Raw genomic sequence first — 10789 nt, 5'->3', positions numbered from 1 at the left:
CCGGACCTCACCGGCTACATCACCGAGGGCCAGATCATCGTCGACCGATCCCTGAACAGTCAGGGGATCGAGCCGCCGATCAACGTCCTCCCGTCGCTGTCCAGACTGATGGACGACGGCATCGGCGAGGGGCTCACCCGCGGGGACCACGCCGACGTCTCCGACCAGCTGTACGCCGCGTACGCGGAGGGTGAAGACCTTCGCGACCTGGTGAACATCGTCGGTCGCGAGGCCCTGACCGATCGCGACAACAAGTTCCTCGACTTCGCCGACCGCTTCGAGAACGAGTTCGTCCAGCAGGGCTACGACACCAACCGCTCGATCGAGGACACCCTGGAGATCGGCTGGGACCTGCTGAGCACCCTTCCGAAGGAGGAGCTCAACCGCATCGACGAGGAGTTCATCGCGGAACACTACCGCGAGGACGAGGCCGAGCAGGTCGAAGCGACGGCCGACTGATCGCGACGCCGCACTCTCTTTTCGACGCGACGATTCTCGCCGGGGAGCCGAACGGCCGCGATTCTCGCGGACGGACGCCGTCGTCGATCGCCGGATCGCAAGCATTCGCCGCCGTTCGTCGGATGGATCGTCGAGTCGGCTACCGCCGGTCGCGGTCGCGCCGTTCGTCGGATGGATCGTCGAGTCGGAACGACCGTTCGTGGCCGCGCCGTTCGTCGTCGATCCACCCGAAGCGGTCGTCATCGCCGTCGTCGCGGTCCCGGTTCCGGGTCACCGTGGCGTCGTCGCGGCGCTGATTTCGAGCGGCCGCGGCGGCATCGGGGTTCCGATTCCCCTCTGCCGTGGCGTTCACGCCCAAACCGCCCCGCGCCTTCGCCTCACGGGTGGCCGTCTCGCGGTCGACGACTCGCGGGTTCGACGTCTCTCTGTCGAGCAGGAGGTAGAGCCCGACGGTGATCGCGACGCCGACCGCGAGGACGAGCACGATCGCCGAAGCTGCCATACTCGCTTTTCAGCCCCGCCAACAAAAAATACTTGTCACGTTCGCTCGGTACGGGCGGTATGGACGAGGACGATCGCGGCTGTCCGAAGTGCGGCCACACCGAGACGGAGGTCGACGACATCGCGACGACCGGCACGGGGCTCTCGAAGTTCCTCGACATCCAGAACCGGCGGTTTCGGGTAATCTCGTGCACCAACTGCGGCTTCGCCGAGCTCTACAAGGGCGGCGACACGAGCGACATGGTCGATCTCTTTCTGGGCTGATCCAAACCGTCAAGCGCTCGGCCGTCGACGTCCGAATCGTGTCGAGAGCGTCCGATCCGGTCCGCGCGTGTACGTTCAACGTTCGCTATGACGCGTCCCAGGACGACCACCGGTGGGCCGAGCGACGCTCGCGGGTCGTCGAGACGATCGAAGGGCTCGACCCCGACCTGCTGGGGCTACAGGAGCCGCTGGCGGGCCAGTATAACGATCTGCGAGACGGGCTCTCGAGTCTCGAGTGGCACGGCGTGGGGCGCCGGGACGGCGAGCGCGAGGGCGAGTTCGTTCCCGTCGCGTGGAACCCCGATCGATTCGAGCGGGTCGACGAGGGCGCGTTCTGGCTCTCGGAGACTCCCGCGGAGCCGAGCGTCGGCTGGGACGCCGACCTGCCGCGGGTGGCGACGTGGGCGGACGTCCGGGAGCGCGACGCCGGGACGCGCTACTGGTTTTGCAACGTCCACCTCGACCACCGCGGCGAGCGTGCACGCCTCGAGTCCGCCAGGCTGCTCCGCCGACGGGCGTCGGAGCGCCTCCGGTCGGCCGACTGCGACGCGGTCGTCCTCGTCGGCGATCACAACTGTCCGCCGGGGTCGCCCCCCTACCGCACGCTGATCGCGGGCCAGCTCGCCGACGCCCGTCGAGGGGCCGACGAGCGCGAGGGTCCCGCGGGGACGTTCCACGGCTTCGACGGTTCGGTCGGCGATCGCATCGACTACGTCTTCGTGTCGCGGGCGGTCGACGTCGGCGGCTACCGGACGCTGGAACCTCGCTCGGACCGGCCGCGGTCGGACCACCTCCCGGTCGCGGTCGATTTCGCCGTCGCCCCGATCGGCTGACGCTCGTCGAACGCCGGCCGTCGATCCCCGCGAGCCGTTCCGGGCCGTCACCGTCCTCGAAACCGATCTGTAAACAGTTAACCGCCTGGGGGCGCAAGCCACCGGTAACATGGCCAAGGACGTCAAGCCCACCCGCAAGGAGTTGATGGCGATCGAGGATCGCATCGACCTCTCCGAGCGGGGCCACGGCACCCTGGAGAAGAAACGCGACGGGCTGATCATGGAGTTCATGGACATCCTCGACCGCGCCCAGGACGTCCGCGGGGAGCTCTCGAAGGACTACGAGGCGGCCCAGAAGAAGATCAACATGGCCCGGGCGATGGAGGGCGACGTCGCCGTCCGGGGCGCCGCGGCGGCCCTGCAGGAACACCCCGAGATCACCACGGAGTCGAAGAACATCATGGGCGTCGTCGTCCCGCAGATCGAGTCCTCGCGGGTCACGAAGAGCCTCGATCAGCGCGGCTACGGCGTCCTCGGCACCTCCGCCCGGATCGACGAGGCGGCCGAAGCCTACGAGAACTTACTCGAGAGCATCATCCTCGCCGCCGAGGTCGAGACGGCGATGAAGAAGATGCTGGCGGAGATCGAGACGACCAAGCGCCGGGTCAACGCCCTCGAGTTCAAACTCCTGCCCGATCTCTACGAGAACAAAGAGTACATCGAGCAAAAGCTCGAAGAGCAAGAGCGCGAGGAGATCTTCCGGTTGAAGAAGATCAAGGACAAGAAGGAAGCCGAGGAGGACGAGGAGAAGGCGGCGGCCGAGCGGGAAGACGACCCGGTGGTGGCCGACGAACTCGAGCGATCGACCGCGGGCGGCGTCCCCGGCGGCGACGACTGATCGGCCCGGAGAGGATCTCTCGTTCGATGGACTGTTCGTGCGACGTCTCGTCGATCGCCTTCCCCGTCCCGGCCGACCTCCGGGAGTGTGCGCCCGGGACGTCCGAGGCGGCGGCGATCTGTCCGCGCTGTCTCGCCGTCCGTCCCGCGGACGGCGGCGAGGCCGATCCCGACTTTTCGACCGTGAGCGACGCGTTTCCGGCGGGCGAGGGCGGCGTCGCCCTCGCGCTCGCGCTGGGGCTGCTGGAGTCGCTGGCGCTCAATCGCGCCGAGATCGAGACCGCCCTCGAGGCGGCCGAACGCGCGGGTGCGGACCCGCTGCTCGCGATCGACCGGCTGCTGGCCGACCCGAACGTGGAGCCGGCGATCGATCTCGACCGCCGGCGGGTCCAACTCGAGAGCATGCTCTACTGACGCGCCTCGGGTTCCCCGTCACCCCGGTCGGCCACTCCCATCCTCACCGACGAGCTCCGCGTGGAAGTCGACCGCAAACGCGCCGTCGGGCGCCGCGACGAGCGGGTTCACCTCGAACTCACGGATCGCCGGTTGGTCGACGGCCAGCCGCGAGAGCCGAACCAGCGCGTCGGCGAGGGCGTCGAGGTCGGCCGGCGGGCGGCCGCGCGCCCCGTCGAGTATCCCGGCGGCCTCGATGTCGCGGATCAGCTCGCGCGCGTCCGCCTTCGAGAGCGGTGGGAGTCCGTGGGCGACGTCCTCGAGGTGTTCGACGAGGACGCCGCCGAGGCCGAACGTCACGAGCGGCCCGAACCGCGGGTGACGCGTGACTCCGACCAGGCACTCGACGCCGTCGGGTGCCATCGCCTGGACGAGGATGCCGCGGACGGTCGCGTCGGGGACCGCGTCCCGGACGCCGTCGAGGAGTTCGTCGTAGGTCGGGCCAACCTCGTCGACCGGGACGTCGATCGCGACCGCGCCGACCTCGGTCTTATGGGCTGCCTCCGGAGCCGCGACCTTCATCGCGACGGGACCGTCGAATGCCCGCGCGGCGTCGATCGCTTCGGCCCGCGACCGGGCGAGGGTCGATTCCGGGGTGGTCACCCCGTAGTCGTCGAGTAGGTCCATCGACTCGACGCCGAGGGTCGTTCGCCCGTCCTCGCCGGCCGCTCGGAGCCGGCCGTCGACGCGCTCCCGACCGACGTCGATCGACGTCGGCTCCCGATGCCGGGCCCCTCGGTCGCGTACGTACGACGCGGCGGCGGCGAGCGCGGTCGCGGCCCGGTCGGCGTCCGGGTAGTTCGGCACGCCGGCCTCGGCGAGCGCGTTCCGGACCGACTCGTCCAGCGGGCCCCCGGAGAAGCACGTCAGGACCGGCTTTCCGTATCGGCGCCCGGCGTCGCCGACGGCTCGCGCGAGGTCGGCCCGCGAGACGAGCGGGTGCGGCGTCGTGACGACGATCGCGACGTCGACGCCGGGGTCGGCGAGGACGATCTCCAGCGCGTCGACGAATCGGTCGACGTCCGCGTCCCCCAGCACGTCGACGGGGTTCGCGGCGCTCGCCGCGTCCGGCAGCGCGTCCGCGAGCCGTTCCGTCGTCTCCGCCGAGTACTCGGCGACCGCGAGGTCCGCGGCGGCGACCGCGTCGGTCGCGAGCACCCCCGGCCCGCCGGCGTTCGTCACGACCGCGACCCGGTCGCCGGCCGGCAGCGGCCGGGTTTCGAACAGCGAGACGAGGTCGTAGAGCTCCCGCTGGGAGCCGACCCGAATCACGCCGGCCGCGTCGAACGCGGCGTCGAACCCCGCGTCGTCACCGACGAGCGCGCCGGTGTGGGAGGCGGCCGCCGCGGCGCCCGCCTCGCTGCGCCCCGACTTGAGCGCCACGACGGGCGTCGACGGCGTCACCTCGCGGGCGGCCTCGACGAACGTCCGGCCGTCGGCGACGTCCTCCAGGTACGCTAGCACGACCGACGTCTCGGGATCGCGCCCCCAGTGGCGGAGCAGGACCTCCTCGCCGATCCCGGCGCCGTTGCCCACCGAGACGACGTCCCGAACGCCCACCCCCTCGGCCGCGGCCCAGTCGAGGATCGCGGTGATCATCGCCCCCGAGTGACTGAGGACGGAGACGCCGCCCGCGGTCGGAACCGTCGGGGCGAAGCTGGCGTTGAGGCCCGAGCGCGTGCTGATCACCCCGAGGGCGTTCGGCCCGACGAGCGCGAGGTCGTTCTCGGCCGCGATCCGGCCGAGCTCGCGCTCCCGACCCGCGCCCGCTTCGTCGTCGCTCTCGCCGAACCCCGCCGAGAGCACCGCGACCGCGTCGACGCCTGCGGCGGCGGCGTCCCGGACCGCTTCGACGGCGGCGTCGCTCGGGAGGACGACGACGGCGAGGTCGACCGCTCCCTGCTCGAGCGCGTCGACCGAGTCGGTGACGGGGAGTCCGCAGACGGCGTCGTGGCGAGGCGTGACCGGGATCACCTCGCCGTCGAACGAGTCGAGGAGGTTCTCGACCACCACGCGGCCGATCGCGCCCTCGCGGTCGGTCGCACCGACGACGGCGACGGTCTCCGGGTCGACGAGCGCCGCAACGTCCGGCGGGGCGGTCACGTCGGCCCGCCGGGCGGGCGCGAAGGCGGTCCGCCTCGCGGCGTCGGCGGTGAGGTCGACGTCGAGTTCGGCGCGGGCGCTCGGGTCGGTCCCGTCGGAGACCGTACTCGCGTCGCCGAGCTCGTCGGCCAGTCGCGAGAGCGACGAGGCGGGCCCGCGAATCGTCAACCAACCGTCGCCGTCGGGGTCGTCGTCCGCCTCGGACGCCCTGCGGGCGACGAGCTGCCGGGCGAGCTCCGTCCCGACCGCCGGATCCGCCCCGGCTTCGAGCTCGACCCTTCCGCCGGCCGTCGCACCGTCGAACGCGGCGACGCCGACCACCTCGTCCGCCCCGACGGCGACGAGGCTCGTCTCGGCGGTGGCTGGGTCGACGCCGGCCGGTTCGTCCGCGCTCGGCGGTTCGACGGGGCACTCGGCGCGATCGTAGACGGTGTACGCGGTGCCGTCGGGCGCGACGTAGCGCGGACACCGGGGCGGGCAGTTCGCGCCGCCGTCGCAGTCGTCGGGTCGCCAGACGGGGCAAGCGTTCGGGGAAGCCATGGTGGATCGTTCGGGAGACGGCTGGCGGTCGACGGATCGGCCGCGTGCGTCGACCGGCTCGACGGCGGCGGCGCCGCGATCGGCACCGCGGCGCCGACGCTACGGCCGCTTCGATGGTGACGGCTCGTGGCGCTGCGCCCATCAAACCGCTCCCGAACGTGTGCGCACTGGGCCCGGGGGCGCGGGATCGGCGCGAAGCCGGTTGCACCGGATCGGTCGAACGCGAGCCGGATCGGTCGAACGCGAGCCGGCGCTCGCGCCCGACTCGCCGCTCGCGCCCGACCCGCCGGACCGTGGAAGCTTTGGGACGGAGCGCGTATCGTCGATCATGCACGGGCGAGTGGTACGGGGAGGGCGGTGGTCGTGACCGAGGAGATCGACGCCTTCCTCGACGAGATCGGATTCGACCCCGACGCCAGCGTGTTGACCCGTCGGCAGGCGCAGGTGCTCGCGCTGCGCGAGCGCGGCGAGTCCCAGGCCGAGATCGCCGAGCGGCTCGGCACGTCGCGGGCGAACGTCTCCTCTGTCGAGGGCAGCGCCCGCGACAACGTCGAGCGCGCCCGGGAGACCGTGGCCTTCGCCGAGGCGCTGCACGCGCCGGTCCGGATCCGCATTCCCGCCGAGACCGACCTCTACGACGTCCCCCAACTGGTCTACGAGGCCTGCGACGACGCCGGCGTGAAGGTCGACCACACCGCGCCGGATCTGATGAAGGTGATCGCCGACGCCGCGGGCGACGCCGTCAGCGGCCGCCAGGTCGACCGCGAGCTGGTGGTCGGCGTCACGTCGACCGGCGAGGTGCGGGTGCGACACCCGGAGTAGGGCGCGGTCGGGCGGCTCGTCGGTCGAATCGAGCGGGCAGTCGGTCGGCCTCGAGTTCGTCGGTCGAACGAGCAGGCAGTCGGTCGGTCGAACGAGTCGTCGGTCGGATGCGGCGCTCGGTCGGGTTCGGAGCGCGAGCTGCCGACTCCCCGGGAGCTTTGACGCTCGCGGTCGACCACCCGCGCATGGATCTGGAACTCGACGGAAACGCGGCGCTGGTGACCGCCAGTTCGGCCGGCCTCGGAAAGGCGAGCGCGACGGCGCTCGCCGCGGAGGGCGCGAACGTGACGATCTGCGGGCGCGACGAGGAGCGTCTCGCGGCCGCGAAGTCGGACGTCGACGAGGCGGGCGACGGCGAGGTGCTGGCGGTCCGGGCCGACGTGACGGACCCGGACGACGTGGACCGTCTGGTCGAGGAGACCGTCGAGGCGTTCGGCGGTCTCGACCACCTCGTCACCTCCGCGGGCGGCCCGCCGAGCACGACGTTCCTCGAGACGACCGACCAGCAGTGGTACCGGGCGTACGACCAGCTGGTGATGAGCGCCGTCTGGACGATCGAGGCGTCCCACCCGCACTTGCTCTCCTCGGAGGCGGGATCGGTGGTCTGTATCACCTCTCGCACCGTCGAGGAGGTCCTCGACGGCCTGTTGCTCTCGAACGCCGTCCGCCGCGGACTCAGCGGCCTCGTCCAGACGGTTTCCCGGGAGTTCGCCCCGGAGATCCGGGTCAACGCGGTCATGCCCGGCCTGATCGAGACCGACCGGGTGCGCGAACTCGTCGAAACCGGCGTCGAGCGCGGCGACTACGAGAACTACGAGGCCGGACTCGCCGAGATGGCCGCGAACATTCCGGTCGACCGGATCGGCCAGCCGCGCGAACTGGGGGAGGTCGTCGCCGTCCTCTCGAGCGAGCGCGCGAGCTACGTCAACGGGGCCGAGGTCCCGATCGACGGCGGTTCGATCCGGGGGTGATCGGGCGGAATCGGTGCGGGCGGCGGCTCCGCAACGGTCCCACCCGCGGCGGTTCGCCCTGCGGCGGCTCGGCCCGCGTCGATCCGCCCCGCGTTCGGCTCCGCCCGCGGCAGTCCGGTCCGCGTCGGCTCGGTCGCCGACCGCAGGCGGCGACGTTTCCCCTGCCGGTCGAACCCTTTTGCGGGCCGGCGGCGAGCGTCGAGGTATGATCGAGTCCGATCGCGATCTCTTCGTCCGAACGCTGCGGGAACTGCTCACGATCGAGTACGAACTCGAACGGCGCCTGTCGGAACTGGCCGACGCGTCGACCGACGAGGAGCTGGAGTCGCACTTCATGGGCCACGCCGAGACGACGACCGAGCAGGTCGGCCGGCTCGAGACGGTCTTCGACGGGCTCGAGGACGCCGACTTCGAGCCCCGGGAGAGTGAGGTCCTCGAGGCGCTGCTGACCGATCACGACGAGCTCGTCGCGGACGTCCCGGACCCGAACCTCGCCGACCGGCGCACGACCGAGACCGGTCGGGCGATCGAGCGACTCGAGCTGACGAAGCTCGAGACGCTGCTCGTCCTCTCGCGACGCCTCGACCTGCCGACCGAGGTGGTCGAGCCCCTGGAGCGGACGCGGACGGAGGCCGAAACCGGGCTCGAACGGCTCCAGGAGTCGGCGGGGTTGACCGTCTAACTGGTGAGTAGGACCGACCGTCTGACCGGTGAGTAAGGCAGACGGCCTGATTGCCGACGGTAAACGGGCTCGACCGCGCGCGATCCCGCCGCCAGCGGCGCCAACGGCGCGTGGATCGCCTGGTCGGTGCAACCGCCGGCCGGAGGCTTCACTCTCCGGCGGCGGAGTCGTCGTTCCCCCAGGTCTCGATCCGACCGGACCGGACGTCCTCCACGCAGCCCTCGCAGTCGGGGTGGCCGTCCTCGAAGCACGCCGGGCGGAACTCCTCGTCGAGCATCGCGGCGCGGCGTTCGGCGTAGCGCCGGCAGACGATTTTCGCCCGACCCTCCTCGTCGGTGGGGATGCTGCGGGCGTTCCGGGCGGTCTCGTAGGCTTCGCGGGCCTCCTCGAGCTGTTCGCCGGTCGAGCGTCGGAGCGCCTCGTACTGACTGCCCGCCTCCTCGAGCTTCGAGCGGAGGAACCGCTCGAGTCGCCGCCGGTCCGTCATTCTCTGGTCGGGATTCGAGCGCCGCCGTCTTAGGCCCGTCGCCGGTGAACGGTCCGCCGACCGGGGCGGCCCGTCCGGCCGATCACTTTCGCCCCGGTGGCGGCAGTTTAAATACCATCGGGCGCGAATCCGGCTATGCCTCCCACCGAAACGCAAGCGGAGGCGAGAACGCCATGAGCGACGTACGAGATCACGCGGAAGACGTACACGAGCAGTTTTCAGACCACATCGACGTCACCGTCGACGACGTCGCCGAGCGCCTGCACACGCTCGTCGACGAGTACAAGGTCCCCATCGACGAGGCACGGCGGAGCGTCACGAACCACTACCTCGAACAGGCGGGCTTGGAGCGCGAGGACATCGCCGGCGGCACCAGCGACGACGCGGACATCGGCGACATCGACGAGCCCGAGCAGTGGGTCGACATCACCGCCAAGGTGATCGAGCTCTGGGAGCCCCGCAGCGACTCCGTCGCCCAGGTCGGCCTCCTGGGCGACCCCACCGGGACGATCAAGTTCACCAAGTGGGCCAAATCCGACCTGCCGGCCCTCGAGGAGGGCGGCGTCTACGAGCTCCGGAACGTCGTCACCGACGAGTACCAGGGCCGGTACTCGGTGAAGCTCAACAAGACCACGGTCATCGAGGAACTCGACGACGACATCGAGGTCGGCGACGACACCTCCGAGATCGAGGGCGCGATGGTCGCCATGCAGAGCGGCTCCGGCCTGATCAAGCGCTGCCCCGAGGAGGACTGTACCCGCGTCCTCCAGAACGGCCGCTGTTCCGAACACGGCGAGGTCGACGGCGAGTTCGACCTGCGGATCAAAGGCGTCGTCGACGACGGGATCGACGCCCACGAGGTCATCTTCGACGAGGCGGCCACCGAGAACCTCACCGGGATCAGCCTCGACGAGGCCCAGGAGATGGCCATGGACGCCCTCGACACGACGGTCGTCGCCGACGAGATCGCGGACGCGATCATCGGCACCTACTACCGCGTCGAGGGGCCCACCTTCGGCCGGTACGTGCTCGCCGACGACGTGGAGGCGCTCGCCGAGCCGGCGGATCCGGAACCCCTGCTGATCCGAGCGAGGTCGATGTGACATGAGCCAGGCAGACCTCACGCGCGAAGTCGCTCGCCGCGTCTTCGCCTCCGAATTCAACGACTCGACGTACACCTTCAAAGAGAGCGACGACGAGCGCGCGCCCAACTACGCGCTGCTCCCGACCGGCGACCGCGCCAACCGCGTCTTCGCCGTCGGCACCCTCACGGAAACCGAGGACGTCGGCGAGGAGAGCGAGTACTGGCGCGGCCGCGTCGTCGACCCGACGGGGACGTTCTTCGTCTACGCCGGCCAGTACCAGCCCGAGGCGGCGGCCGTCCTCCGGGAGGCCGAGCCGCCGGCGTACGTCGCGGTCGTCGGCAAGCCCCGGACCTACGAGCCCGACGACGGCACGATCAACGTCTCCCTGCGACCCGAGTCGATCACGGTCGTCGACGAGACGGTGCGCGACCGCTGGGTGGTCGAAACCGCCGAACGCACCCTCGATCGCATCGAGTCCTTCCGCGAGTGGGAGGCCGACCGCGACGATCCCGAGGGCGCCTCGACCGCGCCGACCAACGAGTACGCCCAGATGGCCCGCGAGCGCTACGACTCGCCGGTCGAGAACTACCGCCAGGACGTCATCCAGGCCCTGGAGAGTCTGGAGGAAGTCGAGGCGTCGGCATAGGACGTCCCGGTCGGTTCGGTTTTCCGTTCGGTCGCGCTGACCCCGACCGAGCGCCGAGCTTCGTCGGCTCGTTGACGCCGGCTGAACGCCGAGCTTCGTCGGCTCG

The 10789-nt window shown here is 70.9% G+C and carries 12 protein-coding genes and 1 pseudogene; 10 read left to right on the top strand and 3 right to left on the bottom strand.

The annotated features are described in order from the left end of the window. Positions 1-459, top strand: a pseudogene (locus QZT59_RS15475) (V-type ATP synthase subunit B); the annotation flags it as partial. Positions 460-598: 139 nt separating this feature from the next. Here QZT59_RS15475 and QZT59_RS15470 read toward each other — a convergent pair. Further along, a complete protein-coding gene (locus QZT59_RS15470; RefSeq protein WP_290818446.1) occupies positions 599-961 on the bottom strand; it encodes a hypothetical protein in 363 nt (120 codons plus the stop codon). A 59-nt stretch (positions 962-1020) separates the two neighbouring features. On the opposite strand from QZT59_RS15470, the gene QZT59_RS15465 reads away from it, so the two are divergent. The 4 genes from QZT59_RS15465 to QZT59_RS15450 all read left to right on the top strand — a co-directional run bounded on the left by QZT59_RS15465 (position 1021) and on the right by QZT59_RS15450 (position 3308). Then, complete coding sequence (locus tag QZT59_RS15465; RefSeq protein ID WP_290818444.1) at positions 1021-1224, top strand: zinc ribbon domain-containing protein; 204 nt, start codon at positions 1021-1023, stop codon at positions 1222-1224. Positions 1225-1262: 38 nt separating this feature from the next. Beyond that, positions 1263-2057: an endonuclease/exonuclease/phosphatase family protein gene (locus QZT59_RS15460; RefSeq protein ID WP_290818441.1), complete on the top strand. Its 795-nt coding sequence runs from the start codon at positions 1263-1265 to the stop codon at positions 2055-2057. Between the two features lie 109 nt (positions 2058-2166). Further along, positions 2167-2895: a V-type ATP synthase subunit D gene (locus tag QZT59_RS15455; RefSeq protein WP_290818438.1), complete on the top strand. Its 729-nt coding sequence runs from the start codon at positions 2167-2169 to the stop codon at positions 2893-2895. A gap of 26 nt (positions 2896-2921) precedes the next feature. Next, the gene (locus QZT59_RS15450) at positions 2922-3308 is read left to right on the top strand and encodes a DUF6276 family protein (RefSeq protein WP_290818435.1); all 387 of its coding nucleotides are present in this window, start codon (positions 2922-2924) and stop codon (positions 3306-3308) included. Between the two features lie 18 nt (positions 3309-3326). Here the strand turns inward: QZT59_RS15450 and QZT59_RS15445 are convergent, their stop codons facing one another. Then, the gene (locus QZT59_RS15445) at positions 3327-5990 is read right to left on the bottom strand and encodes an acetate--CoA ligase family protein (protein WP_290818432.1); all 2664 of its coding nucleotides are present in this window, start codon (positions 5988-5990) and stop codon (positions 3327-3329) included. A gap of 363 nt (positions 5991-6353) precedes the next feature. Here QZT59_RS15445 and QZT59_RS15440 point away from each other — a divergent pair, with 363 nt between their 5' ends. From QZT59_RS15440 to QZT59_RS15430, 3 genes are all read left to right on the top strand, one after another. Next, complete coding sequence (locus tag QZT59_RS15440) at positions 6354-6812, top strand: Tfx family DNA-binding protein (protein WP_290818429.1); 459 nt, start codon at positions 6354-6356, stop codon at positions 6810-6812. 185 nt (positions 6813-6997) lie between these two features. Continuing rightward, complete coding sequence (locus tag QZT59_RS15435; RefSeq protein WP_290818426.1) at positions 6998-7783, top strand: SDR family oxidoreductase; 786 nt, start codon at positions 6998-7000, stop codon at positions 7781-7783. Positions 7784-7988: 205 nt separating this feature from the next. After that, a complete protein-coding gene (locus tag QZT59_RS15430; protein ID WP_290818423.1) occupies positions 7989-8465 on the top strand; it encodes a DUF892 family protein in 477 nt (158 codons plus the stop codon). A gap of 148 nt (positions 8466-8613) precedes the next feature. On the opposite strand, the gene QZT59_RS15425 is transcribed toward QZT59_RS15430, so the two are convergent. Next, positions 8614-8952: a hypothetical protein gene (locus QZT59_RS15425; RefSeq protein WP_290818420.1), complete on the bottom strand. Its 339-nt coding sequence runs from the start codon at positions 8950-8952 to the stop codon at positions 8614-8616. A 173-nt stretch (positions 8953-9125) separates the two neighbouring features. Between QZT59_RS15425 and QZT59_RS15420 the strand changes: the two genes are divergently transcribed. Together QZT59_RS15420 and QZT59_RS15415 are read left to right on the top strand one after the other, a co-directional pair. Beyond that, a complete protein-coding gene (locus QZT59_RS15420; protein WP_290818417.1) occupies positions 9126-10055 on the top strand; it encodes a replication factor A in 930 nt (309 codons plus the stop codon). Between the two features lies 1 nt (position 10056). After that, entirely contained in the window at positions 10057-10683 is a 627-nt protein-coding gene (locus QZT59_RS15415; protein WP_290818414.1) for an RPA family protein, read from the top strand. The last annotated feature ends 106 nt before the right edge of the window (positions 10684-10789 follow it).

Source organism: Halovivax sp., from assembly GCA_007119345.1.
Taxonomy (GTDB): domain Archaea; phylum Halobacteriota; class Halobacteria; order Halobacteriales; family Natrialbaceae; genus Halovivax.
This window is presented reverse-complemented; position numbering and strand designations above follow the sequence as displayed.